Source organism: Limosilactobacillus mucosae (assembly GCF_013423865.1).
GTDB lineage: Bacteria > Bacillota > Bacilli > Lactobacillales > Lactobacillaceae > Limosilactobacillus > Limosilactobacillus mucosae.
The window spans coordinates 1326547-1352947 of record NZ_CP058954.1; the positions used below are offsets into that span (position 1 = coordinate 1326547).

Genomic DNA, 26401 nt, shown 5'->3' on the forward strand with positions numbered 1-26401 from the left:
TTCAGCTCGCAATCATCTCGGTAATTAGCCCAACCATAATCAGCGCAATACCGACCGCAAAAATGCCGGCCGTAATGCTTAATCTAAAAAAGCCCCAGACGATAAAAAACGCTGCGGCTAAAAAACATAAAACATCAATGTATTTCCAGATAAATTTCAGCATAGGCCACCTCCATTACAGCAAGCCGGAGTCTTCGTTCTCAAACCAGGCTTTGACTTGCTCACTTGTCATCAGTTCGACCTGTTTTGATTTGTCGTTAGCAATCCCGAAGTCCTCAAAGTGATACATAGCTTGATAGAGAGCGTCAATAATTGCGTCCACAACATCGATTTTCAGCGTTGCCTTGGCTTTGTCGACCTGGATGCCAATCTTGTCCTGGATAATTTCGGCGTTAACAAGTGCTTTTTCCATGATTTCATCATCATCACGCGTGATTGACGACTCAACAAAGCCCTTCTGCAGGAACTTAGTCGGGTCTTTCAGCTCACTGGTACGCTGCCGAATCGGGTTCAACGGCCATTCAGTGTTGATTTCCATCTGTTTGATCGCATTGGTTGCTCCCCATGCGTCATAGCCAAAAAACAGGACCTTGAGATCATTGTCAGCGACAAAATCAAGCAACCATTGATAGACTTGGTCGTCATTGATCAAGCCTTGCGGATGGCTGGTGATTGTACAGTAGCCTTTTCTTGCTAATTCCCGATACTCAATCCCGTCTTGCTTTTCCTTGGCCTCGATTGAGCCGGCTTTTTGCCACGGGATAAAGCTGTGCTGCTTGACATGCCATTTCTGGTTGCCGTCAGCGTCAGTGTACGGGAATACAAAGGCAATAGCTGTGTTGTCTGAAAACATAGAGTAGTCAAAGCCGATATAGACCTGTTGGCCACGAAAACTAAAATCATTTTTAACCGCTCGCTCAATGTCGGCCAGCTTTAGAAATGAGTTAGTAGCTTCCTGGAGCCACATGTTCAGGTTCTTGTTTTGAAAACGGTCGATATGGCCGGCCATTGCCTCGTTGTTTCGGCTGTTAGTCAAGCCTTTGAACAGCACTTCTTTTTGGCCATCCAAGTAAAGCAGCGGGTTTGACTTATACCAGGTTTCAGGCTTAAAGGTTTCATCAAGACTGTCTTGGCACCAAATCAGCCCCAGATAGTTGTCACCATCACGCTTATAGTCCTGCTCCATGATCGTTTGAGCCAGCTTCTCATCGGCATGATACGGCACTGTCGGGTCTGGATAGGCCGTTGAAATCTCTATGTACTGATGATTAGGAACTTTTACTTGACCAGAAGTGATCTTTGCTGAGCCTTCGTCGGTGTGAATATTACCGATTTCGTCAAATACCGCCGTTTTGAAGTGGTACGAGTCGTACTTCCCTGAGTTAAACGTGATTGGCCGGATAACATTGTTGACTTTGCGCATCGTAATCTTGTTGTGCAGTACGGCCAGTTCAACTTCCTTGGCAAGCTTGCCAAAAACAGGCTGCTGCTCGATGATTCTTGGAATCATGCTGCTGATATAGCCAAAAAGCTTACCGGTCTGGTCTGCATTTTCGGCAGTAACAAGGTAGTCTTGGTTGGATAGCCCCATTGACTCAATCAGATACGTATAGCACATGTAGATAGCCATGAGATAGGTCTTGCCTTGACCACGTGCCACCGAAAGTATGCAGCGGTCAAACCGTTTTAAATTTGACTCATCCCGCCAGCCGAATAGCATGCAAAAAATGAACTTCTGCCAGTCCATTAGCGGAACAGGCACGCCGGTATCAACGTTCGGTGCAATCGATGCGAATTTAAGGATCTTATGGCACTCTTTAGTGCTGTAGTGATAATGGAAATCAGCATCCCCTATACGTTGCAGGTCTCGCAGATGTCTAAAAGCGGCTAGTTTGATCAGATAGCCAGTCAAAATCTTTTCATCGAGCACGTCAAAGGCGTACCGTGTGCCAGAATCTTGATACTGTTTGCGGATATCATCAAAGTTGATGCTGTGATAAGCCCCAAGCACGTCATGTGTTTGTGTCAAATCAATCTTCAACTATACCAACCCCGCTTCTTTCATCTGATCGCTGATCGACTTCTCTTTCTTCTGACTTGCAATCTGCATAAGGTCCTGTCTGCCCTTAGGCGTCAGGCCAAGTTGAATGCCAATCGAGTTAAGCTGCTTGTTTGCATCGGTCATGATTCCGACCGCTGGATTCTTTCGATACCCGGTGAAATCCTTGCCGATAATCTCGCCGGCTGCATTCTGCAATGACGTAAACAGCTTGGTTTGGATGCCGTTTTCCTGTACGTCAGCATACGCCTGACGGTAGATCTCGTACTGAGTGCAGTACTGTTCGACCATGCCGGCATCAATTCGCTGGACCCGCTCGGTGCTCTCGAGATATGGCACTATTTTTCGCCAGCATGCAGCGGCAATCGGCCCGAAATAATTAGGCGGATTTGGTGGCAAATGACCGTGATTTTGCTTAAAAAACACCTGTTTTGGCATTTTTGGCTCTCCTTTCTGCAGATTCGGAACGTTCCGGAGCCCCCCTGGGGTAAAAATTTTTAAAATCGCATTTCTGTAAGAGACGGCTGAACTGTGTGCGCTCCTTTTGGCAAGCGAATAGGGGGCGGGGGTAAATTTTAAAATCGAATTCGATAAATTAATCAAAAATTTTTAAAACGCGCGAGAGAGCAAATATGAGCCTCTCACAGCGTTATGAGTTTGGCTATAACGTCCACGTCATGGATTGGCTCAGCACCAGCTATCAACTGGTTGTCTTTGCCGGTGCCATAGTGCCGTTGCTCCCAAGCTGTCTTGAGTCTATGGCAGTCCCGACAGATGGTTGCCAGGTTGTCAGTGTCTGCCTGCAGCTTGTTGTCAAACTCGATTGGTATGACGTGGTCAACGGTCTTGGAGTTTGGCTTGCCACAGTACTGGCAGACATAGTGGTCACGCTCGAGTACTTGCTTACGCAGTGACTGCCATTGCCTGGACTTGTAGAAGTGGTACTGTGCTGACTTGGTATCGTCACGATATCTTGTGACGTTGTTGTACTTGCGCTGATACTCAGCGTTGTGAGATCGTGCCCACTTCTGGCGACTGGCTAGGTACTCAGCCTCATGCTCATAGTGCTGCTTGCAGTAGTGATCAGGTAGCTGGCACATGGCATGACATCCCGGATATCTGCATCGTCTAACCCTTGGCATTGTGGCCACCTCCTTTCCTAGTATGTAGAACTGGTGGCTTGATCGTGTATTCTGCCGGCTTGTCTTTCACTCGTTCTGGGTGCTGTTTACGATAAATCTTGTCGGCTAGTACTAGCATCTTATGTTCTTCGTTCGAGCAGACGCTCCAATCCTTATACGCTCTCATGTTGTCACCACCTAAACCAAAATAAAAAGCCCAGCCAAAGCTGAGCTTGCGTCCATCTAAAGCCTAAATCGACAGACAAGAGAGTTGATTGCTGCTTGAGTGGCATTACCCGAAATAATGAAGCGTTGTTGCTTTTGTGTTAATTTTTGAGTAATGCTACTCACCTCCTTTTAATATTTGATTTCTAAGCACGTAAGTCCCCACATTTTTTCAGCCTTTGAATATCTTCCTTAAGCTTAGCTTTATCCTCATTTTCTTTGTTATGAAGGTCATCTTCTCTATGATAACTAAATTTTTCAGAGTTACTATTTACATATCGTTTCCAACATTGCCAATTTTCATAATTTTCGAAAACATTTTCCATATCTTCAAAAACAGCATTCCATATTTGTAATGTCTTTTTACTAAGATGAGTTTGAAATTCAAATTCATCTAATTTTTCTTTCATTTCGTCAAATTTGTTGCTATAGAATAATTCTTTGACGTCTCTAAAGGCATTCCCGTAAAGTGACTTTGCACAATAAAGTGTAAAATCATATAGTTTTTCTATATCTTTACTGTTTTTAATATGTTCTATGTTGCTAGCTTCTCTTTTTAACCCAGCATCATACTTTGATTCTCTACGTTTGAGCCACGAATTAAAGATATTTTCTAATATTTTTATCATATTAATCACCTCATCCATATAATACAAAAGCCCGGTCATAATAACCAGGCTTCTTTCGGGGTGATTTAGTCCATGTCCATATAGTCTCTAGCTAAATAAAAAGCCAGCCGTTAAGCTGACTATATTTACAGATTAATTACTATACTCGTTATAAGCAAAATTAAAAAAGCAACAACTGCAGCAATTGTTATTAGTTTTATGAAATACTCCATAATTAATCACTCAAATATGTTCATAACTTGTATGTTTATTAGCAGCATCCATGCCATCATTCAAGTCCATATACGTTTTTGACTCCTTTTTTATCATTATGTCAGGTGCCGTTGCTGAAATACTTTTATTTTTGGAACGTACAAAATAATATTTTTCACTACTAAAAGCACTATCATGTGATTTACTATGCGATCCTGGATAGTCACAAAATCCTATTTCATTAGCTGAGGTATCAAATCTAATCGTTAGATGATCATATCTAATTTGTTCATCGCTTTCATTAAATTTAAAATCTGGCAAAAGGACTAAATCGTGATTAGGCCTTAACCCGGAATACAGAAAGTATTCTTCTCGTATTCCTTGAGGATCTGAGCTCAAATGGTATTTTAAGCGAACTTCAATTTCATAGATCGTATTTGGCGACATATTATTAATACATATTTTCCTGTATCCAGAATGATTAGTCGCCAATTGTTTTGCTTTGCTGCCATCTTGTTCTTCACCGAAAACTATGGTTGTCACACCAGTTCTCACTACTGGAATAAAGACAAGCGAGAATCTTGGACGTTGATGCTCAGCATCAAGTCCTCTCTGAATATTAGTCTGCTTATTCACCTGCCAAAATATTGCCAAGAACGCCAAGAATGTTCCAATTCCACTTACCCAATCAGCAACATCACCATGATCATTAGCAATCCATTGAAAAAATGGCTTTGTATTCAAAGAAGCGGCTTGCCTAACTATTGAGAGAATTAATGCAATTGTAATCATCCCTAAAACAAATGCCACTACATTTGAATGTTTACTACAAAATTTACGAATTTTATCAGACATTATACATCACCCAAAAACATAATACAAAAGCCTAGCCATTATAGCTAGACTCTGAATGGGTGATATGTAGTTTAACGTCATTTCGGACAATGACGGCCTGTGGAGTTGAACCATAGCATCCCCCTCTGAAGTATGGAGATGACCGTACCGTCTGCCTTTCATCTAAAGCCTAAATCGATCGAAAGACAAGAGAGTGAATTGCGCTACTCTCAATGGAAGCAGCAGGATTCGAACCTGCGAAAGTCTATAAAAGGACTTTACCAATTTAGCAAACTGGCGCTTTAAGCCACTCAGCCATACTTCCACGCTGACGGGATTCGCCCGCCACGTTGTCCTGGCAGGTATATTGTCGTTGATAGAAATTAAAGCCAGGAAAAGGATAGGTAAGGGACTCGCACCCTTTTTTGCGCTGCGACATGATGGTTAGAAACGCAGTGCCCGCCTGGGACCTTCCAGCCAGTGAAACTCTAAACACTGACAATGCGCTGCTGTGTGTCAGCGCAATACCGCACGGCGGAGTCGAACCGCCTAGCCGTGTGAGCAGCTAACCGTATGCGGTGCCTAGTTTATGGGTTGGAAAAAATAAATAAAAATAAAATTCCCGTTGATGCGGGAAAGCACCATGTGGGAGTCGAACCCACGCGCAGCCGTATTTGAAACGCACATTAATCATTCACTCGTTTGTTCCCACAATATGAAAGGAGGTTCCATACGAACATATGGATTGAATTGAACTAATTGTTAGTCTTCATCGCAGTTGTTTCACTGATGTAATATCGTCTTGGTGGGCCTAGAATAAAAAGTGTACAAGTTAAATAGAGACTCTGATTTAGTATAATTAAGGAAGTAAATTGGAGGATCAAATAATGACGAAGCACAGTTATGACAAGGAATTTAAGGAACAGGCCGTTCAGTATTACTTAGATAACAAGGATCACATGACCATGAATGAAATAAGTAAGAATCTAGGTATTGGGGCTAGTACATTACATAAATGGATTAAGCTGTTTACTGAGACTGGGGAGTTTGGCCGTGGCTCTGGTAATTTTGCCAGCGATAAGGACAAGGAGATTGCACGACTAAAGCGTCAACTTCGTGACGCTGAAGGAGCGATCGAAGTATTAAAAAAATCAATCGGGATTCTGAGCAAGTAACTACCGAAAAGGTATACCAAGAAATGGACGTTCAGCACGCTTTGGAATCCCACCCTTCCATCAATGGTATGTGTGATTATGTTGGAATCTCAAGAAGTGGTTACTATCAACGAGAAAAGCGTCATAATCACCAATCACCGCGAAAGCTTCGGAAGAAGTTTATTCAAGGTGAAATTAAAGCAATTTGGCTCAAAAGCCTTTGTATTTACGGTGCCGGCAAAATCACCCAAGAACTTCGCTCAAAAGGATATAAGATCGCTGAACGAACTGTTGGTAAGTATATGCGTGAACTTGGCATTCACGCCGTTTACCTAACCCCTTGGACGACTACCACTCGCAATTCTAAGTTTGATAAACAGCTAATAAATATTTTAGACGAGCAGTTCAATCCATTGCGACCAAACGCCGTTTGGTGCATTGACACCACTTATATTCCAGTTCATGACGGATTCGTTTATTTAACCAGTATTATGGACTTGTACTCCCGACGGATCATTGGTTGGGACTTATCTGAAACCTTGGAGGTATCGAATGTCATCCCACTTATTGAAAAGACTAAGCACAGTCGCCATATTAGCAAGCCATTAATCATGCACAGTGATCGTGGTAGTCAGTTTACGTCTGAAGCTTACAATCAAGTTACAGCTAGCATGACATTAAGCTATTCAAAGAAAGCTTATCCTTGGGATAATGCCTGCATTGAGTCGTTTCACGCCTTGATTAAGCGTGAATGGATAAATCGGTTTAAAATCCATTCATACTCCGAAGCTAAACGACTAGTTTTTCAGTACATTGAAACGTTTTACAACACAGTTAGAATTCACAGTCACTGTGGATTCAAATCACCAAAGCAACTTGAAGATGAGTATCAAACTCAAATTCAAAATTTAGTCGTGGCATAGGACAAAAAAGTCTCTATTTAAATTGTCTATTTTATTGACAGGGGACCATGGCATAATTGGCATAAAAGCTGCGTTCCCGGTGATGATGCATAAGCAGACGCCGTAGCGCCTGTTTTGGAAGAAGTTCTAATCAATTCCAGTAGGAAAGACACCCTTTGAGAAAGCCGAGTAATTGGGCTTCGTGATATTTCTATCACGATACCATTGTAGTCCGTAAATGCTCGCCTTGTGCTCTTACGATGCTCCGATTTTTTGAACCAGCTTGATATAATCTAGACCGTCAAAACCGTATCGCTTCTCAAAGCCTTCAAACCGCTCAGCAAACTCACACATACACGATCGCTTGATGTTCTGATATTGTGACGGTGAATAGCAAAGTTTATCGGCCATCTGCCAGTCTTTTAGGCCTTCGATATAGACGGCTGAGATGATTTGATAAGTCAACGGCTCGCAGTTCTCCAGCGTATCCCTGATGCAGTCGCACATGCGTTGTGCCTGCATCCCGCTAATGAGTCTGTCCTCAGCGTGATTGCCATTTGCCCCACCGCCACCTGCTAGGCTGAGTGTCGGTGATTTGAGCTGATTGCGATGCAGACCAGCTTGATATAGATACCGATTAATCCCATGCGTCCAGAATCGTCGCACATTAGCAGCGGTCTCCTTGCTGTCGATTTCCAAGCCTAAATCCATTTGCACCACGACACCACTCTCCTCTGCTATAATTGATGGTGTTGATTCATTAGAGGGTCGTGCCATCGCGGTGCGGCTCTTTTTTACTGCCATCAGACTGCCTCATAGAAAGCAAAGGCTAAGCCAGAAGCATAGGAACTTAATCCATGCACTTTTAACCGTCATGATCACCGCAATAGTAATTGATGCGATCGCCGTATACTTAAATCCAACCACCAGTGTTCCCAATACCGTTTCCTTACGCATATCTATCCTCCCAACACGTGTGCTAGCAACACAATCACGACTGCCCAAAACAGCAGGCAAACCATTACCGTCATCCCTAATCCATTCCACTTTCTTTTCATTGTGGTCACCTGTATAACGTTGGCTTTCGCAGCGTATCAAACCTTGCCCCGATTCTCGGCAGCTTCTTTGATACGTAGCTCTGCCCATCCTGGTATACCTCATCTAGCATGACCGTTTCGTTAATGTGATTAGCTTCAATGATCAGGTACAGTTTTGAGTCACCAAGTGTCACTGCTCTGCTGTTACGGAATGCCCGCTCAACCTCTTTGCTTTCCATCTCTTTCTCCTTCCAGTAATTCTTCTACTTTGTAATCAATTGAAGTTTTGATGTCGTAGTAGTCCTTGACGATCGTCCCGTCACGCTTGATGCGCTGATGCATCGGCTGTGTTTTGGTGGTCGTGCCTAAGATCTTGACTTTAAAGTAGCTCCTGAACGGCGTCACCACCTCAACCGGGATGCCATACTTGCGCCAGAACAGCTTAAATCTTAGCTGTGCGCTTGCGTCGGTTGCTCGATAGGCAATTCCCGTTTTAACGTCGTAAACGTGCTCTATGGCCCCGTCAACACCATACACAACAAAGTCGGGTCGATAGTAGATTCCGCCAACACGGACTTCGCCGGCATTATAGATTGGCAACAACTCGCACTGGGGATGTACCTGGTACTTCTTGCCACAGCTCTTGATATAAGCTGCGTAAAAAGACGCCTCTTTTCTTGAGTCAAACGTGTAACCGTCCAGCTTAACCTTTTTGCCATAGTAGTTTTTCAATCTTTCAGTTCCCTCCCGCACATCGGACAGTACTTGATACGGTTTGACTGCCCGACACTGATCACACTTTCGTTTCGCTTGACCTTCGCCATTGCGTCTAACTGCGTATGGTTGACAACCTTAACTGTTATGCCGATGCCGTTAAACTTGCAGATCAGCAACGGCTTATGTTGCTCACAAAATTCACACATTTTCATACTCCCTGTAAATGACCAATGCCGTGCAGCATAACTGATTGTCTTCCTCGATGAAATCAGTCGACAGCTTGACGTCCACAATGATATAGTCGGGATGTTTGTCTAGCCAACGATTGATCTGCACGCTGGGATCAATATCGTTGACCAGATCGGTAAACATTTTTGTCTTGACCATCGCGTGCCTCCTTAAACAGAACGTTTTCGTCTTTCGTGTACACGTCCATGTATGTTTCGTTGAGATTGCCATTATAGGTAAACTCGAAGTAGTAGTCCTTGTCGTTGTATCTGCCCGGTGCTGCAAGCATGGCCTTGTGATTCTGCAGAGCCTTAGCTTGCCACACGACAAACACGTTTTCCGGCTTGCAGGCCGTTTCCTTTCCGACCAGCTTGTTGAGATAGTCAGATACGCGCCATTTGCACTTGTTGATAAATTCTTGATTAGTCATTGTTAAACACATCCTTTGCTTTTTCTGCCAGTTCCAATGCAGCATCCGCAACGTCGTGTAGTCGCATAATGCAGTCGCCGTCGAAGGCGAATTGATCGTCATCGTAGTATTCGACATCCAGTTCGTCCATCTCTTTAAGCAATTGGCTAAGTTTTCCTTGATACTCTTCTTTAGTCATGGTTATTCCCCTTTGTCATGCATAATTCCATGTTTTTCTTCGATCTGGTCGTAGTACAGCCAGTCCTTGAACTCGATCCACGCGTAGATGGCGAGCATTGTCTGTACCAGAGCATCTTCTGTCTCTGCTTCCAACTTCTCACCGGCCAGTTCACATCCGTACCGCTTGCAGCAGTCCTCAGCCACTTTCCGCCAGTCGTTGGTGTAGCACTGCAATTCGTCAATACAGTAGCCGTAGTCCGTGTACATGCCGGTTTCGGCATCCATGTAGTACATGACCCCATCGTTGTTATTGTCGATGAACTCGGTCACGTACTCGATGCTCTGCAGCTTGTCACCGCGATAATACTTGTGCTCTTCAACGGTTAGACTCATGATGTCCTCCTAATCAATCTTGAAAACAGGGATGTTGGGAATCTCCCGATGCTCCGCCTGTCGTCTTCGATCCTGCTTGCGTCTAAAATCGGCTGTTGTATAGATGCCTTGACCGAGATAATCATCGATCACCTTCTTCAGGTAGCCGTACGTCGTGTTTGGCTTTGCCATACGCGTTTTGTCGATGATCATTTGGATAACGGCATCTGACATCCCTTGTTCCTGAGCGGACAGCAGTAGCCGTGTGATCTGATCAGTCATCACGCCTAAGCTGTCTGGCCAGCGGATAAAAGACAGTTTTTCGTTTTTGTTGAGAGGTGCCTTATATACATCTCTCTCTTCTTGTATTTCATTAGTAGATGTTTCTTTAGTAAGGTATTTATTTAGTAGTGTGCGATTTTCCAAGATAGGTTTTTCCAAGATAGGATTATCCAAGATAGGAAAATCGCATTTAGGTTTCTGGGCATCGACAGGGTCATCATGCAGAATCCATACTGGCGCGCCGAATCTGCCTTTCTTATCACGCAATCTTGTCCGCTCAAGGTAGCCGTATTTTGCCAATTCCTCCAATCCACTATCTAGAGAATGGATACCGTCTTTGGCATGCTTGGCTACTTCTTTAGCATAGAAGTCCCAATCATCAGGCATTGACCAGAGATAGTTGAAGATTCCACGTGCTTTCCATGTCAGGCGCTCGTCACGGATGATTGTGTTGCTGGTGGTGGTAAACCCTTTGCTGTACTCCTTTCTGATTCTGACCATCTTTCTCGCCTCCTTATGAGATCTCGATGCTGCTAACCTCTGTAAATCCTGCCAGCTGTTTGCCCTGCCGACAGTATTCGCATTTGCCGCACGCCTTAGGTGGCTCCTCACCCATCAAGACTCGCCAGAAACGGTCTTGGTCAGCCTTGATTTTTTCAAGTGCTGACTGCATCAAAAACTGTCCATCTCCGTCAAAGCTGATTGCGATCTTGTCTGGTGGCACCTGTTTTGACACGCCAAAGATATATGGTTGGCAGTCAATACCAAACGTCTGCTTGATCAGTTCCTGATAGATGGCCATCTGCATGTGATAGCCACGATCCTCGACAAAATTGGTTTTCTGCCGCAGTACTGGGTTCCAGTGCCCTTTGTGGAAATCATCAACCGTCTTTAGATCGCAGAAGTAGCCACGATCCAGGCAGAGACTGTCGATCTTACCTTTCCACTGGTGGCCGAACAGCTCACCAGTGACAATGACCTCTTTATCGCCTGGCGCGTAAACGTAATTGAAGAAATCGTCCTCGCTAAGTGCTTCGATCATCTTGTCAGCGATCTTATAGTCGGCTCGCAGATGGCCGTCGGGTTCCTTCTTGTTGGGATTGGTCATCATAGCTTTATGGTTGGCACTGATAAAGTCCGCGTGCGCTTGTTCCGACTCAAAGTAAGAATGTACATAGTTCCCAATCAGCAACGCCTTAGGATCACTGGTCGGCTCCCAGTCGCCTTTCAGCTTGGCTAAGGTAGCCGCCTCGCACTTTTCAAAATCCTTGAACACTGAAAAAGACATGTACTGGAAGTCCGTATCATGACTGTAGTAGTTACTTTTCGTCAACTTCATCGATGTAGTCGAAGATGTCGGTTTGGCCGTCTGCCTCTTGGTTGTCATCGTGTTCTGCCTCCTCTTTTGCTGGTTCTTGTTCTGACTCTTTTACCGGTTTTTCTTGCTCTTGTTCTGGCTGTTCTTGGGGTTCCTCAGCCGTTTCTTTTTCCTCTTCGTGGTTTTGTTCTTGCTCTTGCTTAAAGCCTTCCACGAGCTTATCTGCGGCTGATTTTGGTGTTTCTGGTGTTACGTCTTTGCGTTCAGAATCGTCCTCGTACTCGTTTGCCGTAACGCTGTTGATTGAGCCGGTCAGCAGGTCGCTATCGTCGCTCGTATTGATGACCATCTTGGCAGCCCGATTGATAACCGTCCGCTTAGCCATCTCCTCAGGGAACTTATTCTGAACGTTGTGCTGACGTGACTGTGACCAACTGGCTTGGATCTGTTTCTGTGTCATAACCGTGTAGTTAACACGACCGTCAGTCATCTGGATGAACGCAAAAACCGCTTTGATCGGCTTGTCCAGGTTCTCGAACTTAGGCACGAACTTGGTGACCTTGATTCGGCCAAGCTCGTCAGCACCAATCACGAACTCGTCGCCCTGATGAACTACTTGAGCATCAATATCCTTAACCCCTTTCAGCCGTTTGAGTGCCGTGATAGTGCCAAAGTAAGACCGTTGCATCTGCAGCTGATTGCCATAGACGATGAAATAGCACTGATTCTTAGCCGGGCTAAGCCCTTGCTCGACCATATCCAGCAAAGAGTTAGCGATTGAGGCGGGAACACACTGCAGAGCCGGCCGACCGTCACGTCCTTTGACGTTTTGGAGCGTAAAGAAAGCCGATTTTAAAGCGTTCTGCCATTTGTAGTTTGCCGGCAATGCCAGCCCTTCGTCCGTCAACTGATCGATTTTTTTCGATACTGTGTCTGTAATGTCCTTCTGCAGGATCGCCATTTGATTAGTCATTGTTATCTTGCTCCTTCCGAGTTTTAATCATTCGTTTTGCGTTCAGCAATGGTTCCTGAGCCAATTCCAACATTCTTGTCGCAATTGACAGATCGGTTAATGCATCGTTGTCTTCCTCAGCTCTGTAGGCTCGCAACAGCCACTTAGTAGCAACCGATAGTTGTTGGAGCGCTTCATCTGTCAATGCCCTTTCGTTTGGCGACAAACTCATATATAATTTCTCCTGTAGAATATTTTTCTGTGAGCGTTACTGGTGGCGGCCAGTAACGTTTTTTTGTTGCAACATAGCCATCGTTTCTGTGCCGAACAGCTTAACGGCCAGACTAGAGTTAACAAATGGTTTCCAAAGCGCTTCGAAGCTGACCAGTACAGTCAGCACAAAGGCTGTCATAGTGAAGCCGTCTACCCAGCTCCAGATAGCCAGGTAGGCAAGCACAATCCAGTTAATTCGGGTAACGTTGTTCATAGCGCTTCAACTCCTTCCCAAGCTTTTCAATTTTTGCGTTCAAGATGCTGTGGTCTACTAGCAGCAATGCCACCAGTAGGATCCCAAAAATAGGTCCAAATAAGTCCATGCTGTTCCTCCTAATACTTTTGATATGCGACTAAGCGAGGGTCTTGCTTCTTATCGTGCTTCTTCTTTGCCAACCAGGTCATAAAACGTTGATACTCTTGAATATCAACGCGACCATCTGGCAGGAAAACACGCCATCCGTCTGGATAGTCAGTGGCTTCCCGCCGCCTTCGCTGATACGTTGACTCAGACATTGGCTGACCATTGCTGTCATGCCATTCAGACATGAACTCTGCTTTGTTCAGCTGATACCGATACGGGCTCATTCCTACATCTCCTTTCTGCTACAATTGACTCATCTCCTAATGAAAGGAGGTGAATCAAATGTTCCGAATTAGTGTCCACTTTCGGCCTGTCAGTGATACAAACGAATTTGAGCTAGGCAATGTATTTGCGTTGCTAGTTGATGGCGTACAAATACAGCCAAAAGATTTGAAATTGAGTGAAGCCAAAACCATCACTTTTAACTACCACCGTCTTACATTTGGGGACAATCCTAAGAAACAATTAGGGACAGTTGTCTTTAATGCAGATGACATCGTTTATATCGACATGACCCAAGATGATTAATTTTTAAGCCATTGCATAAGCTTGATTAAGAGTGCCTTCTTAATCAGGCTTTTTGCTTTTACAGCCTTAATCAGCAACTCATTTTCGAGCTGTGATTTAAGCCTTTGACGATCAGATGAATCCATACCTATGCTCCCTTCTTTTCGTCTGCGGTTTCGATTAGTGGAAGGATGCCATGCCGTTTGAGCAGTTCATACAGCCCAAGCCGTCCTTTCTGCGTCCATTTGGTATGCATGACGGCTTTCTGAGTGCCGTCTGATTTAGTCACCATGATCGTCTCTGAATGCGTCCAACCAGTCCGTTGATACTTGCTGTATAACAGCCAAGTGTCGCCCTGCTTGTAAATGACGCCTAGATCATGCAGCTTATGATTCATTGCCTGACCACTCATACCATAATCTTTGGCAATCTGAGTGATTGTGACCAACGATTTATTGCTCAGCACCAGATCGTAGTAGCTGGCTTTAGGCGTCAGCTCATTGACCCGCTGTTCAGCAATTGATCGACGCTCCCGCTCAGTCTTAAGCTCCGTTGCCAGCTTGATAATCGTGTCTGGGTTAAGTAATACTTCCTCAATCTTCTCGTCCGTCATGTATGCTCCGTGCTTGCGGATAGATGGGAGGACTTCAGATGTTACCCAATTCTGGAATTTCTCTGCGACCTGGTTGTTGGCCTTGATTGCCAACTTGTAGAACTGTGGCTCAGTGATAAAATCACCGCGCTTAATCTGTTGTCCACTTCTGGACAACCCTAAATATTCGTTAACTCGCTCCCAACGGACATACTCTTTGCCCTTTGAAATTTTAGTAAGCCCAAATCCAAAGGCTGATTGTTCAGCATCAAATTCAATTGAGCCGTCTGCATAAGCCTTGACCGGCAATTCAACGTCACCATATTTGAACATCTGCACATTTGCTGTGTTCTCAATGGCAACTTCAGCATTTACGTTTTGCATTATGTTTCCTCCGCACTACGGTTAAACCGTGTTTTTGTTTAAAAAATAATATCGGAAAATCCGATATTTAGAATTTTTTCAATTTTTCGAATCTGTAAAGCATTAGGATACGTCATCCCACGCTCCCATTTGCTCCAGGCGGCAGGTGATACTCCTACCTTTTTAGCAGCCTCTTTCTGCGTTAATTTGGCATTAACGCGTGCAGCTCTCAGTGTCATTGTCAACTTATTATCTATGCTCCTTTCTTGTTAAGGCCTTGATCAACCTTACGAGTCATATATTAACACGGTTTAACCGTGTTAGCAATACTTTTTATCATTTTATTTTACTTTTCTTATTAAAATTCAACAAAAACACGGTTTAACCAGTTATAATTAGCCTAAAAAGGTGGTTATGAATATGACTAATAATGCTAATTATAATAAGCAGATTATGGCCGAACACATTAAGGAAAAATTAAACCAGAATGGCATGACCGCTAAAGAATTTTCCGAGAAATTAGGTTTTAAATACACTACTGTCCTAGATTGGATTCATGCAAAAACATATCCTCGCATAGATAAAATTGAAAAAATGGCTAATTTCTTTGGCGTTGACAAAGCGGATTTAATAGAACCTCACCGCGACACCAAGGAAGACGATCTCAAGACCGCAGATCTCGCTGATGATGACACCATCTTCACCTTCGAGGGCAAGCCTATCCCTGAGCAGGATCTGGAGTATATGAAACGGCTACTGCGCGGTGGGAGAAAATAAAATTACAGACGAATTAAGGAGATCGTTAGCCTTGAACAAACACAACCATAAAAATGTGAAACATATTAAAGAGTATATCTATCTAGACAATATTGAAGTTAATTCGATACTTGCACAGTTTGAAGATGGCATTCCTAAAGTTATAGAAGAAATAAAGCAATCAACGGAAACGAATGCTGTGGGGACTGCTCACAAAATGTCAAACGGGGTTTCTGGAGGAGTAAACCTTGGTGCTAAAGGTGAAGCTAGTTTTAACGGGGAATACGAGGCGAATAATTCCGATACTAATAGTGAAATGTACCAAGAAGCCATCTCCACCGTTTATCATGATTACGCTGTCAACATCATGACGAAAGAATTAGATGATGCAAGCTTACTTAAAACTACTACTAAACAGCCCGAGGGAGCATTTGTTCAACTTACATCATCATTCAACATCATCGACCCTATGACCATTAGTTCAAACATTGGTGATGAAATGGTTTCATTTTTGTTAAGCTTTGATACTACTAATGATGACCTTTCCAATGCTAAAAAGGGCTTTAATCTTATTACCAACTTTGGAAAATTACTTAACAATCTTTTCCCTAACAGTATTTTACTCTCAACCAATAATGCTCTTACTATCGCTGAGAAGGATAATTTTAGAATGAATGAATCACAGTTAAAATCATTAGTTCTCGCTAATAGAAAAATTACTATTTTAGGAAAAATAGAATCAATCATTAGTGAAAACGATTTAAATTCCGGTCTGATCAGCGAAGGGCTATTAAACAACCCAGTGGCTCTTACCACATTGATGCCTAAGTTCAGTTTCTTTTTATTATCATCATTTGGGCTAATAAAAAAAGACGACAGGTTAGTCAAACCTATCGCCATCTATTTCGAGTAGTAATTCATATGTTTATTTATTTTATCCCTAAATTGAGCATGCTCATTATCCATTATTTGATGTCTAGACGAAAGAAGTTTTTGTTTTCTTTCAACTTTTTTTGAAAAGGAGTCGAATTTAAATTTCATTCTTTCAACGTCTTTTAAACTCACTGACTTTACCCCCTTTTCTTCTCTAAAGATAACCCAATAATAATACAAATCTATAAATAAATAAAAGCAAAACTTATTATCACCATTTTTCATCAGAATCGAGGTGCCCAAATTGACCGAGATCAGCAGCTACTTGGAAAAGGTAGCCCTTAACCATAATATTAATATTGTCTGGACCGATAAGTTGGCCCCTGAAACTCCGCCTGGCTGTTCGCTCCATTACCGCAGCATCGTCATGAACCTTAACTGGCATCGCCCTGCTGAAATTTCGTTTCAGCTTGCTCACGAAATTTCACACATCTTAAATGGTGATGAAACTGATATTTGCTTCTACCACGCTACTTTTACTGGCAAACACTCCGTTGAATATAAAGCAAACACCGGCGCAGTTAAGCTTATGGTTCCCTTTTATTGCCAAGGCGTACCAAAAGAAACCATAAACGTATACGATTTTATGGAATCATACGAAGTGCCGAGCTACCTTGACAATGTAGTCAAGGAAGAAGTGCACAACTATTATATTTCAAACAGATACTAATAATACGTCCAAGCGTGATTGACGTTAAAAGCTATTGGGAGGCAATAAAAATGTTCGATACTCTCTTAGCAATTGTTTTTGGCTGCCTAGCCTGGGGATCATGGCACGAATACACAACCAAGCCGGATAAATATGCCAAGTACAGTTCGTTTGGTAAAAAGGCAGTTGTTGTCGTTTCTGGGCTTTTAGCTGTCATTTTTCTATGCTCAGGGCTGTTTGGCGGCCACAGCAAGAAACAGCCCGCTGCCTACTACAAATTGGGCACGCCGATTTCAAAAGTGGCCAAGAATGCAAAGAGCCATTCTGACGGAGCCTACTATACCGTCAAAGGCAGATCATACGTGCGGTATTATCCAGCTACCAATGCTGACGGCAAAAAAGTTGTGTCAGCCGTTAAGTTCAACTATTTCGAGACTGACAGCGCATCAGTCTCAAACAAAAAGGTACTGAAGGACTATCGTAAAGTGACCGCATCAGATCTCAAAGAAACATCAAAAGATCATTACGCTTCTAAAAAGACTGGCAAGCATTACTGGTCATCCGAAACCAAAGATGATAGTGGCAAAAACAGCCAAGCCATTATCCATATGACATACGACGATCTAAACTGATTGAAAATAAAAAAAGCCCTCTCCGAAGAAAGGACGTGATGAAATATGGATCCAAATCAAATAGAAGCATGGAAGAATTTTCTGCCTCAAAGCACTATTGAGTATTTAGTCAACCCAACAGCAAGAACAATCGGCCAGGCGTTAGATGGCGTTGCTACGGCTCTTTGTTGGCCACTATTAAAACTTAGAATTATCCAAAAGGCAAAACTCGAACAATTTACAAAAGAGATTCGAGAAAAGAACAAACAAATACCAGTAGAGAATCGTGACTCATCAAAGGTAGGCTTGGCAGTTAAGGCCATTGAAGAAGCTCGTTATCAGCTTAACGAAGATGATATTCGCAAATTATACGTTAACCTTATTGCTTCTACTGTAGACAATCGCAAAAATAATGTTGTTAGTCCCAGACTAGCTACTGTTGTTTCTCAATTTGGCCCTAGTGAAGCTAAGTTTCTTAAAATAATCTATCAGCAAGGCGGTCAACAACTGCCATATGGCCAATTAAGGTTAGATCTTGGCAACAGTTACGGATATACGTTTCCAACTAAAATTGCCATTGATGATAATTCAAATATAGTTAACAACTTTAACTCATCTCTTGATATTCTTGTTTCTTTGGGCGTTGTTAATGATAATCAATCTAAAATACTGGCAAAAAGTGATGACAAATATGCAACAATAGAAAAAATTCTCAGAATGGCTATTAACAAGCCCATAGAATATGAATCTAACGACAACAAGCCCATAGAATATGAATCTAACGAATTAAATTTAGTACATTCGTATATTAGTTTGACTGATTTTGGCCATGGTCTTTGCAAATGCATTTTTGAATGAGCAGCTTAATCGCAGCTACCTGCTCATAATTCAGAATTACCTCATCGATTCCTTGAAATTCGTTATGTAATATAACCTGCCCATCAACAATTTCAAACGGATTTTTCTCAGACATTTTTACACCTCGAACATTAGTTTCTTTAATTATAGCATTTAAAATCAGCTGACCATGCGCGTTATTTATAGAATTACGTCCAAGCGTGATTGACGTTAAAAGCTACCATTGGGAGGAAAAATGTCACGAAGCGTATTTCGTAAACCATCAATCAAGAAGTCTTTAGCCGCAAAATACAAAGGATCCTATACCAGAAAAATAAAGAAAAGTCTTATTCCTGGATATGGAACGAAAACCGCAGGATGGTTGCACCCTAAACGAAAGCTGTACAACAAGGCTTATTACCGCACTTCTATAGATACCAGAAAAGCTTTTGCTAAAGCATTAACTGGCAAAAAGAGACAAAACGTTTCTACCAATACTTCAGATAAAAAATTGCCATCTGGTTTTTGGGATGTTTTGATGATCATTATCACTGCAATTTTACTTACTACCTGCCATATCTTTTTTGCAATTATGTTTATTTTTTTGATTGGATGGCATGTAATTAACAGGGAAAAACAGGAGGACAAATAAAAATGATTTTTCTAGGTTGGATATTTATTCTTTGGGCAGCATACCTATTACTTAATCATCGGCATAATATTAAAGACTCAAAGAAATTGATTGTCGGAATTGTTTCTCTAGTATTTTTGGGCGTAGTTATGTTTGCTGTGGGAAACTCTAACAGTCACTCATCAACAAAGCAGCAGACTTCTTCCAAAGTTGTAAAGAAGCATCATTCCGAAAGAAAGCAAAAAAAGACGTCTAGCAATTCCTCCAGCGAATCTAAAGCATCAAGTGAATCGTCAAGCAACGACGATTATGACAACAGTTCAGTAAGCTCATCCAACAATAGCATTTCTTCAACTGATTCATCTGTCGCTTCAGAAAATGATTCTGAATCAAGTACTACTTCTCCTTCAAACAAAGGCGATCTGATGACTGATCAGCAAGGCACTATTGTGGGTAATTCTAAAACAATGATTTACCACACGCCTGAGCAAGCTGGTTACCGTATGAATTCCGCTAACGCTGTTTATTTCAACTCTGAGGCTGAAGCACAAGCAGCAGGTTACCGCAAAGCTCTTCGCTAATTATATAAAATTATTATTGGGAGAAATAACATGAAAACGTCTGGTGAAATGCAAGACCAGTACATGTACGAGCAAGGAAAGGATCCTCAGCAGGAATACCAAAATGCCGTTAATCAAGGATACTAAAAATCATTTCGGCAGGCAATTAGCTGCTAGTAACGTAAGCTTGGCTCAATATCTAAATATTATGGCTATTTGTTCGATCTTAGGCATGGGATTGATTTGGTCAGATGTTAGAACCCATATTAAAGCATTGACAAATTTAAAGATCTATTAGAAAATAGTACCAATCAATTTAGATGGTCAGCTTAAGACCGACTAGGCGGGTACATTTTTTTGTACCTGCCTTTTTGTTTTCGGAGGTAAAAAATGAGTAAAAAACCTTTTAAAACTATTGATGATCAAATAAACATTTTGAAAGATCGAAATTTAATAATCTTGAATGAAACTGCTGCAAAGAAGACACTTCAAGATTATGGATATTATGAAATAATCAATGGATATAAATATCCTTTCTTAAAGGATTCATCAAATGATGATATAGGGTATAAGCCGTTAGCAACTTTTGAACATATCTTCGAGCTATATCAATTAGATTCCAATATCCGATCTTCGGTTATGAGCGCGATTGAGATTTTTGAAAATTCATTTAAGCAATCATTGGCTTATAATATTTCAAAATATATTTCTGATGATTTCTCAGTTTACTCCAATAAAAAAAACTACTCACCCGGTCATATTAATCAGTATGGTAAATCCGATCGTGATTTTTTGCTAAAAAAATTAAATAATGTACAAGCATTAGACATTGAGCCTTATAAGCACTACCGCACCAAATATAACAATGTCCCACCTTGGATTCTTGTTAAAGGCTTAAGTTTAGGAAGCTCTATGTATCTGTTTAGCCTTCTAAAAGATAAAAATATCAAAGAAGCAGTAATTGGGAGAATGATGGGGTTTGACCCATCGATCATCTCAGGACTAGATGATCTATTTAAAATTAAACAAGTGTTTAGTGACTCTCTTACACTAATTCTTGATTACCGTAATTTAGCGGCACATGGCGGTCGTGTATACAACCACCGTTCTGACAAACATCAAATTTCCGTCTACTCACAGCTTTTATATGCTAGTTCAATTTCACGAACCAAATTTAAAAATGGATACTCTCGTAGTAGTATCAATGCTTTACTACTATGCCTGGCAATCATGGAAAACAACGATCCCTATACGCACCTCTTCACATGGCTGAAAGTGTGGGTAGCACAATATATAAAAAAGTATCCTGATGATGCTAGTTATTTAAAAGAATCAATGGAAATTGGCAATCTAGATATTGCTGATATGAAATAGGTCCGGCACAGCGCCGAGCTTAATTTTTGCACATCAATCGAACATATGTTTAAAAACAAAGGAAGGATATTATGTATGTTGTCAAGCGAGGAAAAAAATATAGATTTACAGAAACCTACCGCGACCCATTAACCAATAAACGTCGACTAGTTTCGGTCTCATTAGATAGAAATACTCTCCAATCCAAGAATAGAGCTCGAATGATCTTACAGGCTAAGATTGCTAAGATAATGAGCCAGGTTAATCATATTGAAACGATTCATGGGATTACCTTGCAAAAACTAGTTGATGACTATTTAACCAATTACAAGCCTCGTGTCCGCCGTTCCACCTACGCAAATGCCGAAATGATGTGCAGATCGCTAGTCAAATCATTAGATAAGGACGCGCTGATTGAAAAAATCACCCCGCTAATCTTAACGCGGACCATTGAAGACATGATCTATGGCCCACGACACATCTCAAATGCTTATGCGTCTAAATTTAAAATCTTTTTGCATCAGCTATTTGCTTTTGCGGTTAAGGAATCATATCTAAGCGATAATCCTGCAGAAAAGCTGGAAATCGCCTATCGTCCTAGTGAAGGTGGCAGCTCAACTCGCAACAAGTTTTTGGAAACTGACGAACTTAACAAGCTGCTTGAATATGCGTATTCCCACAATCATAACTATGCCACGCTTTGCGAATGGCTATATCAGACTGGAATGCGCTGTGGCGAAGCTCTAGCGCTTGATGTTAAAGATATTGAGAACACGAGTGATGGCTGGGTAGCGCATGTCAACGGAACAATGGAATATACTAAGCTTAAAATGAATGAATGGCATAAAACCAATCAAACAAAAACGCCCGCCGGAATGCGCGATGTTGCGCTCTCCAGGCGGGCAGTCGAAATATATCGTGATCGGTACGCCTATGCTGATGGGCACGGCTATTTGTTCACTACTAAGAATCATACACCAATTCAAATATCAGCGTTCAATACTTTTTTGCGTAATGCAGCTAAAAAGCTAAAAATTGACAAGCCAGTCAGCTCTCACATCTTTCGCCACACGCACATCTCAAAGTTGGCTGAGCTAGGCGTGCCGATGTATGTCATCCAGCAACGGGTTGGTCACTCTAACAGCCGGGTTACTCAAGAAATCTACACTCATGTTACTCACGAAGCACTTGTGAAAAATCGTAATCAATTGGAAAATTTGTGACAAGTTGGCTACTTATTGGCTACTTAGAACTGCAAGCAGGGCAAAAATTCACAAACTCAATCGACATTTTAAAAATTAGGCAAAAAGAAAAACCCTTGCACAGCAAGGGTTTTGGTCGACACTCGACTACTTAACGTCGCGACGACGTTCAGGAATACGAGCGGACTTACCAGTACGTTCACGCAGGTAGTACAGCTTAGCACGACGAACACGACCGTAACGAACAACTTCGATCTTAGCAACACGTGGGGAGTGAACTGGGAAAGTACGTTCAACACCAACACCGTTACTAATCTTACGAACAGTGTAAGTAGCAGAAATGCCTGCACCGTGACGCTTGATAACGACACCTTGGAAGATCTGGATACGTTCACGAGTACCTTCAACGATCTTGGCGTGGACGCGAATCGTGTCACCAGCGCGGAATTCTGGAATGTCATCGCGCAGTTGGCTGGCGGTGATCTTTTCAATCAATTGGTTTTGACGCATAATATTTTTTCCTTTCGTCGATATTCTTGCCCGATTTCAGCAGCGGAATACCGTTGTTATGGCCATAAAAAGCCAAGACATAATATAACATATTCCCCTGGCGACTGCAAGGGTAAATTACTTGACAACCTTTTTGAGCTGCTGATTCAGGTTTGAATGCTTGATTCCATAAGCAAAGTAGATTATCAAACCAATAACGAACCAGCCGATCATCAGTAATTTGGCATCAATATTCAAACCAGCAAAAATAACGATCGAATAGACAACCGAGATGGCTGGCAAAACCGGATAGCCCGGCATCTTAAACTTGGCTTCCGGCAGGTCGACGCCTTCCCGTTTCCTTAACGCGTAGATCCCCAACGAGACAAAGATAAAGGCAATCAAGGTCCCGGCCGAAACCAGCGTCGCTAAAAACGTAAATGGGAATACAGAACCAAGAATCATCGCCAGCACCGTGATCAGCCATAATGCGTGATCAGGAACGTGCTTATCATCAATATGACCCAGCCGGCTTGGCAGCAGACCATCCCGCCCAAACGCATAGATCAGACGCGATGAGGCCAGCAGAATTGCGATCAAGGCTGAAAAGATCCCAATCAAGGCTACTACCGAAAGCAGATTGGCCGTTAAATAATGACCTGAATGCCGCAGCGCCCAGGCAGCCGGTTCGGCGTTATTAGCATAGCGGCTGTATTTAAACATCCCTACCAAAACCAGTGAGACAGCGATGAAAAAGCCGGTCCCCAACAGCAGCGTACCAATCAATCCTTTGGGCATCGTGTGCTGAGGATCCTTGGTTTCAGCAGTATTGGCCGCAATTGCATCAAAGCCAACATAGGCAATAAAAATCTGCGAAGAGCCGGCCAAGATCCCCTGCCAGCCCCCAAAAGTCGTTCCTGGTCGGTGCGCGGGAATAAACGGCACATAGTTTTGCGGATGAATGGCAGTCGCGCCAATCACAACAAACATGATAATCACGATCAGCTTAACGGCCACGATCGTATTCTCGACGCGGCTGACCTGATGAATGCCACGTGCGATCAAGCAGCCGACGATCAATATCGCAATTGCCGCCAAAATATCGACATACGAGCCCTTAGCCGGATTAAATCCACCAGTCAGAGCAACTGGCAATTTTACGCCGAAGCTGCCCAAAAAGCCCTGCATATACGCCGACCAGCCCGAGGCAACGAACGCTACGGAGATAAAATATTCCGCCAGCAGTGCCCAGCCCGCGATCCAGCCAAAAAACTCGCCAAACAAGACGTTCATCCAAGAAAACGCCGAACCGGCAAACGGCAGCACTGAGGCTGTTTCTGCGTAGGCCAAGGCAGAAAGTCCCGCTCCGATTGCCGCCACGATAAACGCCAATGGTACGGCTGGTCCGGTATGCTCAGCAGCTACGATCCCTGGCAAGGTAAAGATCGCCGTGCCTACGACCATCCCCGTCCCCAGACCGATCAGATCCAAAGTCGTCAATGAAGGTTCCAGCGATGCATCCTTGAGCTGATAGACTGTTGGATCTTCTTTGGCCAGCAGTCGTTTTAAAAACTTATTCTTAATCATGCGCGTCGCCTACTGCATCGTTGGGTCTTCACCCAATTTAATGTCTTGAAGCATGATCTGCTGCTCGTGGGACAGTTTGGCCTGTTCAATCAGATCTGGGCGGCGTTCCCAGGTGCGTTTTAACGATTGATACATCCGCCACTGCCGAATTTTTTCATGGTTGCCGCTGGTCAGCACTTCTGGCACCTTCATCCCGCGAAACTCAGCTGGCCGTGTGTATTGGGGATATTCCAGCAAACCATTGCTGAACGAGTCGCCCATTGAAGAAGACATATTGCCCAAAACGCCCGGCACGAATCGAACCGTGGCATCAATCATAACCATAGCCGCCAATTCGCCGCCCGTCAGCACGTAGTCACCTAATGAGGCTTCATCGGTTACCAGCTGGCGAATGCGTTCATCATAGCCCTCATAGTGACCGCAGATAAACGTCAAATGTTCTTCTTGGGCCAATTCCTGAGCATAGTCCTGATCAAACTTGCGCCCTGCCGGATCCATTAAGATGACACGGCCTTTCGGATAGTTTTCCTTTTGTGCTTCTTCGTCAATGGCCGCCATCGCATCAAAAATCGGCTGAGCCTGCAGCAGCATGCCGGCACCACCACCAAACGGCGCGTCATCGACATGATTGTGCTTGTCAGTCGTAAAATGACGAAAATCAGTTACATGAATATCCAAAAAGCCATCGTCTTGGGCCCGCCCCACGATCGACTGACCCAGCGTCGGCTTAAACATGTCCGGAAACAGACTTAAAACATCGATTCGCATTATTCCAGTCCTTCCATTAATTCAACGTCAACTTCACCCTTGTCCAGATCAACGTTTTTGACCACATCATCAATTACCGGCAATAAAAGATCGCTTTGACCGGCTCGTTTGACGACCCAGACATCATTGGCACCTGGCGAAAGAATCTCTTTGATCACGCCTAATTCGCGTCCTTCCAGCGTCTTAACCGTCAAACCAATGATCTGATGATAGTAGTACTGACCTTCTTCTAAAGGCTGCTGCTCGTCTTCAGTCACCATCAGCTCGTGGTCACGGAAACTCTGCACGTCATTGATGTTGTCGTAGCCTTTAAACTTAACCAGCCACATTCCCTTATGCTGACGCGCGCCGGCAACTTCCAGGCGTAATGGCTCACCGGCAGACTGCTTTAGGTAAAGGATGGCGCCATTTTGGAAACGCTCTTGAGGAAAATCAGTCGTGGCAATCACGCGAACCTCGCCGCGAATACCATGCGTATTGACGATTTTACCAACATTATAATATTGCATTTAAAAATCCTCCGAATAATAGAAAAACTCCCACAGGGTTGGTGTGGGAGTTTTTATTTAATGTCGATGGTCATTAATCACCAACCGGACTTTCTTAGAGTTGGGCCGCTTAGAACGCATGCCTTCGACTACGGTACGCAGCGCGGAAGCAACGTGTCCCTGCCGACCAATCACGCGACCGACGTCAGCCGGATGAACGTCGAGGACGTACCGGTGATACCGATCAGTCTCTGATTCGGTGATGCGAACTGCATCCGGATGCTTGACCAACGGCGTGACCAGGGTACGAATCAGTGTCTCTAGATTTGTCTCAGTCATGACTATTTACCACTACTTCTTGGAAGCGTACTTGGCTTCGTGGAGCTTCTTCATGATACCTGCTTTTTGGAACATATTGCGAACAGTATCTGAAGGTTGGGCACCCTTTTGCAGCCAGTCCATAACGGCGTCTTCGTCGAACTTAACTTCCTTTGGAGTGGTCAGTGGGTTGTAAGTACCCAGCGTCGTGATGAAGCGGCCATCACGTGGTGAACGTGAGTCGGCAACCACGATACGGTAGAATGGGCGCTTCTTAGAACCCATACGCTTTAAACGGATCTTTACTGACATTGATTCACACCTCCTTGATTTTTTCTAACAGCTAATAATATACCAGTCATTCAAGTGAATGTAAAGTATTTTTTCTTGACAGGCTAAACTTTTTTCAAAAAAATCCTTTTTAAGCATATCTTCGTCTTCTTTTCCTTGAATCCATAAGTCCTCAGCCAATCAAAACCGTTGAAATCACGGTATTTCACGCCAAGCAA

Annotated in this window: 40 protein-coding genes, 1 tRNA gene and 1 pseudogene; 12 read left to right on the forward strand and 30 right to left on the reverse strand. The window is 43.2% G+C overall.

Annotated elements, in window-relative coordinates:
• Nucleotide 1: 1 nt before the first annotated feature.
• The 8 genes from H0G69_RS06455 to H0G69_RS06490 form a co-directional block, all read right to left on the reverse strand.
• Nucleotides 2-163, reverse strand: coding sequence for a DUF1056 family protein (locus H0G69_RS06455; RefSeq protein WP_081345172.1), 162 nt, complete (start codon nt 161-163; stop codon nt 2-4).
• Nucleotides 164-175: 12 nt separating this feature from the next.
• Complete coding sequence (locus H0G69_RS06460) at nt 176-2041, reverse strand: terminase large subunit (RefSeq protein ID WP_180304483.1); 1866 nt, start codon at nt 2039-2041, stop codon at nt 176-178.
• Complete coding sequence (locus H0G69_RS06465; RefSeq protein WP_074504334.1) at nt 2042-2497, reverse strand: phage terminase small subunit P27 family; 456 nt, start codon at nt 2495-2497, stop codon at nt 2042-2044.
• 203 nt (nt 2498-2700) lie between these two features.
• Nucleotides 2701-3201, reverse strand: a complete 501-nt coding sequence (locus tag H0G69_RS06470) for an HNH endonuclease (RefSeq protein WP_180304484.1) — start codon at nt 3199-3201, stop codon at nt 2701-2703.
• Nucleotides 3188-3367 carry a hypothetical protein gene (locus tag H0G69_RS06475; protein ID WP_180304485.1) on the reverse strand — a complete coding sequence of 60 codons (180 nt, stop codon included), beginning with the start codon at nt 3365-3367 and terminating at the stop codon, nt 3188-3190. The genes H0G69_RS06470 and H0G69_RS06475 overlap by 14 nt, the downstream gene beginning before the upstream one ends.
• Before the next feature lie 184 nt (nt 3368-3551).
• Nucleotides 3552-4034, reverse strand: a complete 483-nt coding sequence (locus tag H0G69_RS06480; protein WP_180304486.1) for a hypothetical protein — start codon at nt 4032-4034, stop codon at nt 3552-3554.
• Between the two features lie 222 nt (nt 4035-4256).
• Complete coding sequence (locus tag H0G69_RS06485; RefSeq protein ID WP_180304487.1) at nt 4257-5081, reverse strand: hypothetical protein; 825 nt, start codon at nt 5079-5081, stop codon at nt 4257-4259.
• A 213-nt stretch (nt 5082-5294) separates the two neighbouring features.
• Nucleotides 5295-5385 (reverse strand) — tRNA-Ser (locus H0G69_RS06490).
• Nucleotides 5386-5947: 562 nt separating this feature from the next.
• Between H0G69_RS06490 and H0G69_RS06495 the strand changes: the two genes are divergently transcribed.
• Nucleotides 5948-6235: a transposase gene (locus H0G69_RS06495; RefSeq protein WP_003688751.1), complete on the forward strand. Its 288-nt coding sequence runs from the start codon at nt 5948-5950 to the stop codon at nt 6233-6235.
• Nucleotides 6236-6258: 23 nt separating this feature from the next.
• Complete coding sequence (locus tag H0G69_RS06500) at nt 6259-7137, forward strand: IS3 family transposase (protein ID WP_180304329.1); 879 nt, start codon at nt 6259-6261, stop codon at nt 7135-7137.
• Nucleotides 7138-7371: 234 nt separating this feature from the next.
• Here H0G69_RS06500 and H0G69_RS06505 read toward each other — a convergent pair whose 3' ends face one another.
• From H0G69_RS06505 to H0G69_RS06565, 14 genes are all read right to left on the reverse strand, one after another.
• Nucleotides 7372-7920: an ArpU family phage packaging/lysis transcriptional regulator gene (locus H0G69_RS06505; protein WP_180304488.1), complete on the reverse strand. Its 549-nt coding sequence runs from the start codon at nt 7918-7920 to the stop codon at nt 7372-7374.
• 9 nt (nt 7921-7929) lie between these two features.
• Entirely contained in the window at nt 7930-8262 is a 333-nt protein-coding gene (locus tag H0G69_RS06510) for a hypothetical protein (protein ID WP_180304489.1), read from the reverse strand.
• A 110-nt stretch (nt 8263-8372) separates the two neighbouring features.
• Nucleotides 8373-8885: a DUF1064 domain-containing protein gene (locus tag H0G69_RS06515; RefSeq protein WP_240164328.1), complete on the reverse strand. Its 513-nt coding sequence runs from the start codon at nt 8883-8885 to the stop codon at nt 8373-8375.
• A 183-nt stretch (nt 8886-9068) separates the two neighbouring features.
• On the reverse strand, nt 9069-9257 hold the full coding sequence (locus H0G69_RS06520) for a sporulation protein Cse60 (RefSeq protein ID WP_180304490.1): 189 nt from the start codon (nt 9255-9257) through the stop codon (nt 9069-9071).
• Entirely contained in the window at nt 9214-9528 is a 315-nt protein-coding gene (locus tag H0G69_RS06525) for a DUF6275 family protein (RefSeq protein ID WP_205311106.1), read from the reverse strand. Before H0G69_RS06525 ends, H0G69_RS06520 begins: the two co-directional genes overlap by 44 nt.
• On the reverse strand, nt 9521-9706 hold the full coding sequence (locus tag H0G69_RS06530; protein ID WP_180304492.1) for a hypothetical protein: 186 nt from the start codon (nt 9704-9706) through the stop codon (nt 9521-9523). Before H0G69_RS06530 ends, H0G69_RS06525 begins: the two co-directional genes overlap by 8 nt.
• Nucleotides 9707-9708: 2 nt before the next feature.
• Nucleotides 9709-10080, reverse strand: coding sequence for a hypothetical protein (locus tag H0G69_RS06535; protein ID WP_180304493.1), 372 nt, complete (start codon nt 10078-10080; stop codon nt 9709-9711).
• Nucleotides 10081-10089: 9 nt separating this feature from the next.
• Complete coding sequence (locus H0G69_RS06540; RefSeq protein ID WP_180304494.1) at nt 10090-10842, reverse strand: DnaD domain protein; 753 nt, start codon at nt 10840-10842, stop codon at nt 10090-10092.
• 13 nt (nt 10843-10855) lie between these two features.
• Nucleotides 10856-11728: a PD-(D/E)XK nuclease-like domain-containing protein gene (locus H0G69_RS06545; RefSeq protein ID WP_240164329.1), complete on the reverse strand. Its 873-nt coding sequence runs from the start codon at nt 11726-11728 to the stop codon at nt 10856-10858.
• Nucleotides 11661-12632 carry a recombinase RecT gene (locus H0G69_RS06550; protein ID WP_180304495.1) on the reverse strand — a complete coding sequence of 324 codons (972 nt, stop codon included), beginning with the start codon at nt 12630-12632 and terminating at the stop codon, nt 11661-11663. Before H0G69_RS06550 ends, H0G69_RS06545 begins: the two co-directional genes overlap by 68 nt.
• The gene (locus H0G69_RS06555; protein ID WP_180304496.1) at nt 12625-12843 is read right to left on the reverse strand and encodes a hypothetical protein; all 219 of its coding nucleotides are present in this window, start codon (nt 12841-12843) and stop codon (nt 12625-12627) included. The genes H0G69_RS06550 and H0G69_RS06555 overlap by 8 nt, the downstream gene beginning before the upstream one ends.
• A 36-nt stretch (nt 12844-12879) precedes the next feature.
• Complete coding sequence (locus tag H0G69_RS06560) at nt 12880-13098, reverse strand: hypothetical protein (RefSeq protein WP_180304497.1); 219 nt, start codon at nt 13096-13098, stop codon at nt 12880-12882.
• Nucleotides 13076-13207 carry a hypothetical protein gene (locus tag H0G69_RS11085; RefSeq protein WP_270631398.1) on the reverse strand — a complete coding sequence of 44 codons (132 nt, stop codon included), beginning with the start codon at nt 13205-13207 and terminating at the stop codon, nt 13076-13078. The genes H0G69_RS06560 and H0G69_RS11085 overlap by 23 nt, the downstream gene beginning before the upstream one ends.
• 10 nt (nt 13208-13217) lie before the next feature.
• On the reverse strand, nt 13218-13472 hold the full coding sequence (locus H0G69_RS06565; protein WP_180304498.1) for a hypothetical protein: 255 nt from the start codon (nt 13470-13472) through the stop codon (nt 13218-13220).
• A 58-nt stretch (nt 13473-13530) separates the two neighbouring features.
• On the opposite strand from H0G69_RS06565, the gene H0G69_RS06570 reads away from it, so the two are divergent.
• Nucleotides 13531-13776 (forward strand): hypothetical protein, encoded by a 246-nt coding sequence (locus H0G69_RS06570; RefSeq protein WP_034540198.1) that lies wholly within the window; start codon nt 13531-13533, stop codon nt 13774-13776.
• Nucleotides 13777-13903: 127 nt separating this feature from the next.
• Here the strand turns inward: H0G69_RS06570 and H0G69_RS06575 are convergent, their stop codons facing one another.
• Together H0G69_RS06575 and H0G69_RS06580 are read right to left on the reverse strand one after the other, a co-directional pair.
• Nucleotides 13904-14731: a phage antirepressor KilAC domain-containing protein gene (locus H0G69_RS06575; protein ID WP_240164330.1), complete on the reverse strand. Its 828-nt coding sequence runs from the start codon at nt 14729-14731 to the stop codon at nt 13904-13906.
• 38 nt (nt 14732-14769) lie between these two features.
• Entirely contained in the window at nt 14770-14949 is a 180-nt protein-coding gene (locus H0G69_RS06580) for a helix-turn-helix domain-containing protein (protein WP_033935094.1), read from the reverse strand.
• Between the two features lie 181 nt (nt 14950-15130).
• Between H0G69_RS06580 and H0G69_RS06585 the strand changes: the two genes are divergently transcribed.
• From H0G69_RS06585 to H0G69_RS06625, 9 genes and pseudogenes are all read left to right on the forward strand, one after another.
• Complete coding sequence (locus H0G69_RS06585) at nt 15131-15487, forward strand: helix-turn-helix domain-containing protein (protein WP_240164331.1); 357 nt, start codon at nt 15131-15133, stop codon at nt 15485-15487.
• Between the two features lie 31 nt (nt 15488-15518).
• On the forward strand, nt 15519-16379 hold the full coding sequence (locus H0G69_RS06590) for a DUF6414 family protein (RefSeq protein ID WP_180304499.1): 861 nt from the start codon (nt 15519-15521) through the stop codon (nt 16377-16379).
• Between the two features lie 264 nt (nt 16380-16643).
• Entirely contained in the window at nt 16644-17069 is a 426-nt protein-coding gene (locus H0G69_RS06595) for an ImmA/IrrE family metallo-endopeptidase (RefSeq protein WP_240164332.1), read from the forward strand.
• A gap of 50 nt (nt 17070-17119) precedes the next feature.
• Nucleotides 17120-17680, forward strand: a complete 561-nt coding sequence (locus H0G69_RS06600) for a hypothetical protein (RefSeq protein ID WP_180304500.1) — start codon at nt 17120-17122, stop codon at nt 17678-17680.
• A gap of 45 nt (nt 17681-17725) precedes the next feature.
• Nucleotides 17726-18517, forward strand: a complete 792-nt coding sequence (locus H0G69_RS06605; protein ID WP_180304501.1) for a DUF4393 domain-containing protein — start codon at nt 17726-17728, stop codon at nt 18515-18517.
• 235 nt (nt 18518-18752) lie between these two features.
• Nucleotides 18753-19148 (forward strand): hypothetical protein, encoded by a 396-nt coding sequence (locus tag H0G69_RS06610; protein ID WP_180304268.1) that lies wholly within the window; start codon nt 18753-18755, stop codon nt 19146-19148.
• 389 nt (nt 19149-19537) lie between these two features.
• Nucleotides 19538-19708 (forward strand): annotated as a pseudogene (locus tag H0G69_RS11165) (sunset domain-containing protein); the annotation flags it as partial.
• Between the two features lie 369 nt (nt 19709-20077).
• Nucleotides 20078-21061 carry an Abi family protein gene (locus H0G69_RS06620; protein WP_180304502.1) on the forward strand — a complete coding sequence of 328 codons (984 nt, stop codon included), beginning with the start codon at nt 20078-20080 and terminating at the stop codon, nt 21059-21061.
• A gap of 71 nt (nt 21062-21132) precedes the next feature.
• A complete protein-coding gene (locus H0G69_RS06625) occupies nt 21133-22263 on the forward strand; it encodes a tyrosine-type recombinase/integrase (RefSeq protein WP_180304503.1) in 1131 nt (376 codons plus the stop codon).
• 126 nt (nt 22264-22389) lie between these two features.
• Here the strand turns inward: H0G69_RS06625 and rplS are convergent, their stop codons facing one another.
• The 6 genes from rplS to rpsP all read right to left on the reverse strand — a co-directional run bounded on the left by rplS (nt 22390) and on the right by rpsP (nt 26204).
• On the reverse strand, nt 22390-22752 hold the full coding sequence (rplS, locus tag H0G69_RS06630) for a 50S ribosomal protein L19 (protein ID WP_074504589.1): 363 nt from the start codon (nt 22750-22752) through the stop codon (nt 22390-22392).
• A 117-nt stretch (nt 22753-22869) separates the two neighbouring features.
• The gene (locus H0G69_RS06635; RefSeq protein ID WP_056968542.1) at nt 22870-24318 is read right to left on the reverse strand and encodes an APC family permease; all 1449 of its coding nucleotides are present in this window, start codon (nt 24316-24318) and stop codon (nt 22870-22872) included.
• Between the two features lie 9 nt (nt 24319-24327).
• Nucleotides 24328-25086 (reverse strand): tRNA (guanosine(37)-N1)-methyltransferase TrmD, encoded by a 759-nt coding sequence (gene trmD / locus H0G69_RS06640; protein WP_180304504.1) that lies wholly within the window; start codon nt 25084-25086, stop codon nt 24328-24330.
• The gene (rimM, locus tag H0G69_RS06645) at nt 25086-25595 is read right to left on the reverse strand and encodes a ribosome maturation factor RimM (protein ID WP_034540435.1); all 510 of its coding nucleotides are present in this window, start codon (nt 25593-25595) and stop codon (nt 25086-25088) included. Before rimM ends, trmD begins: the two co-directional genes overlap by 1 nt.
• Before the next feature lie 57 nt (nt 25596-25652).
• The gene (locus H0G69_RS06650) at nt 25653-25913 is read right to left on the reverse strand and encodes a KH domain-containing protein (RefSeq protein ID WP_033935154.1); all 261 of its coding nucleotides are present in this window, start codon (nt 25911-25913) and stop codon (nt 25653-25655) included.
• Between the two features lie 12 nt (nt 25914-25925).
• Nucleotides 25926-26204 carry a 30S ribosomal protein S16 gene (gene rpsP / locus H0G69_RS06655; protein WP_033935155.1) on the reverse strand — a complete coding sequence of 93 codons (279 nt, stop codon included), beginning with the start codon at nt 26202-26204 and terminating at the stop codon, nt 25926-25928.
• Between the last annotated feature and the right edge of the window lie 197 nt (nt 26205-26401).

Bases quoted from the DNA above. Each gene is read 5' to 3' on its own strand.
- H0G69_RS06455 (WP_081345172.1), bottom strand. From the start codon at position 163: ATGCTGAAATTTATCTGGAAATACATTGATGTTTTATGTTTTTTAGCC.
- H0G69_RS06465 (WP_074504334.1), bottom strand. From the start codon at position 2,497: ATGCCAAAACAGGTGTTTTTTAAGCAAAATCACGGTCATTTGCCACCA.
- H0G69_RS06470 (WP_180304484.1), bottom strand. From the start codon at position 3,201: ATGCCAAGGGTTAGACGATGCAGATATCCGGGATGTCATGCCATGTGC.
- H0G69_RS06475 (WP_180304485.1), bottom strand. From the start codon at position 3,367: ATGAGAGCGTATAAGGATTGGAGCGTCTGCTCGAACGAAGAACATAAG.
- H0G69_RS06480 (WP_180304486.1), bottom strand. From the start codon at position 4,034: ATGATAAAAATATTAGAAAATATCTTTAATTCGTGGCTCAAACGTAGA.
- H0G69_RS06485 (WP_180304487.1), bottom strand. From the start codon at position 5,081: ATGTCTGATAAAATTCGTAAATTTTGTAGTAAACATTCAAATGTAGTG.
- H0G69_RS06495 (WP_003688751.1), top strand. From the start codon at position 5,948: ATGACGAAGCACAGTTATGACAAGGAATTTAAGGAACAGGCCGTTCAG.
- H0G69_RS06500 (WP_180304329.1), top strand. From the start codon at position 6,259: ATGGACGTTCAGCACGCTTTGGAATCCCACCCTTCCATCAATGGTATG.
- H0G69_RS06505 (WP_180304488.1), bottom strand. From the start codon at position 7,920: ATGGCAGTAAAAAAGAGCCGCACCGCGATGGCACGACCCTCTAATGAA.
- H0G69_RS06510 (WP_180304489.1), bottom strand. From the start codon at position 8,262: ATGGGCAGAGCTACGTATCAAAGAAGCTGCCGAGAATCGGGGCAAGGT.
- H0G69_RS06520 (WP_180304490.1), bottom strand. From the start codon at position 9,257: ATGGTCAAGACAAAAATGTTTACCGATCTGGTCAACGATATTGATCCC.
- H0G69_RS06525 (WP_205311106.1), bottom strand. From the start codon at position 9,528: ATGACTAATCAAGAATTTATCAACAAGTGCAAATGGCGCGTATCTGAC.
- H0G69_RS06530 (WP_180304492.1), bottom strand. From the start codon at position 9,706: ATGACTAAAGAAGAGTATCAAGGAAAACTTAGCCAATTGCTTAAAGAG.
- H0G69_RS06535 (WP_180304493.1), bottom strand. From the start codon at position 10,080: ATGAGTCTAACCGTTGAAGAGCACAAGTATTATCGCGGTGACAAGCTG.
- H0G69_RS06540 (WP_180304494.1), bottom strand. From the start codon at position 10,842: ATGGTCAGAATCAGAAAGGAGTACAGCAAAGGGTTTACCACCACCAGC.
- H0G69_RS06545 (WP_240164329.1), bottom strand. From the start codon at position 11,728: ATGACAACCAAGAGGCAGACGGCCAAACCGACATCTTCGACTACATCG.
- H0G69_RS06550 (WP_180304495.1), bottom strand. From the start codon at position 12,632: ATGACTAATCAAATGGCGATCCTGCAGAAGGACATTACAGACACAGTA.
- H0G69_RS06555 (WP_180304496.1), bottom strand. From the start codon at position 12,843: ATGAGTTTGTCGCCAAACGAAAGGGCATTGACAGATGAAGCGCTCCAA.
- H0G69_RS06560 (WP_180304497.1), bottom strand. From the start codon at position 13,098: ATGAACAACGTTACCCGAATTAACTGGATTGTGCTTGCCTACCTGGCT.
- H0G69_RS11085 (WP_270631398.1), bottom strand. From the start codon at position 13,207: ATGGACTTATTTGGACCTATTTTTGGGATCCTACTGGTGGCATTGCTG.
- H0G69_RS06565 (WP_180304498.1), bottom strand. From the start codon at position 13,472: ATGAGCCCGTATCGGTATCAGCTGAACAAAGCAGAGTTCATGTCTGAA.
- H0G69_RS06570 (WP_034540198.1), top strand. From the start codon at position 13,531: ATGTTCCGAATTAGTGTCCACTTTCGGCCTGTCAGTGATACAAACGAA.
- H0G69_RS06575 (WP_240164330.1), bottom strand. From the start codon at position 14,731: ATGCAAAACGTAAATGCTGAAGTTGCCATTGAGAACACAGCAAATGTG.
- H0G69_RS06580 (WP_033935094.1), bottom strand. From the start codon at position 14,949: ATGACACTGAGAGCTGCACGCGTTAATGCCAAATTAACGCAGAAAGAG.
- H0G69_RS06585 (WP_240164331.1), top strand. From the start codon at position 15,131: ATGACTAATAATGCTAATTATAATAAGCAGATTATGGCCGAACACATT.
- H0G69_RS06600 (WP_180304500.1), top strand. From the start codon at position 17,120: ATGTTCGATACTCTCTTAGCAATTGTTTTTGGCTGCCTAGCCTGGGGA.
- H0G69_RS06605 (WP_180304501.1), top strand. From the start codon at position 17,726: ATGGATCCAAATCAAATAGAAGCATGGAAGAATTTTCTGCCTCAAAGC.
- H0G69_RS06610 (WP_180304268.1), top strand. From the start codon at position 18,753: ATGTCACGAAGCGTATTTCGTAAACCATCAATCAAGAAGTCTTTAGCC.
- H0G69_RS06620 (WP_180304502.1), top strand. From the start codon at position 20,078: ATGAGTAAAAAACCTTTTAAAACTATTGATGATCAAATAAACATTTTG.
- H0G69_RS06625 (WP_180304503.1), top strand. From the start codon at position 21,133: ATGTATGTTGTCAAGCGAGGAAAAAAATATAGATTTACAGAAACCTAC.
- rplS (WP_074504589.1), bottom strand. From the start codon at position 22,752: ATGCGTCAAAACCAATTGATTGAAAAGATCACCGCCAGCCAACTGCGC.
- H0G69_RS06635 (WP_056968542.1), bottom strand. From the start codon at position 24,318: ATGATTAAGAATAAGTTTTTAAAACGACTGCTGGCCAAAGAAGATCCA.
- trmD (WP_180304504.1), bottom strand. From the start codon at position 25,086: ATGCGAATCGATGTTTTAAGTCTGTTTCCGGACATGTTTAAGCCGACG.
- rimM (WP_034540435.1), bottom strand. From the start codon at position 25,595: ATGCAATATTATAATGTTGGTAAAATCGTCAATACGCATGGTATTCGC.
- H0G69_RS06650 (WP_033935154.1), bottom strand. From the start codon at position 25,913: ATGACTGAGACAAATCTAGAGACACTGATTCGTACCCTGGTCACGCCG.
- rpsP (WP_033935155.1), bottom strand. From the start codon at position 26,204: ATGTCAGTAAAGATCCGTTTAAAGCGTATGGGTTCTAAGAAGCGCCCA.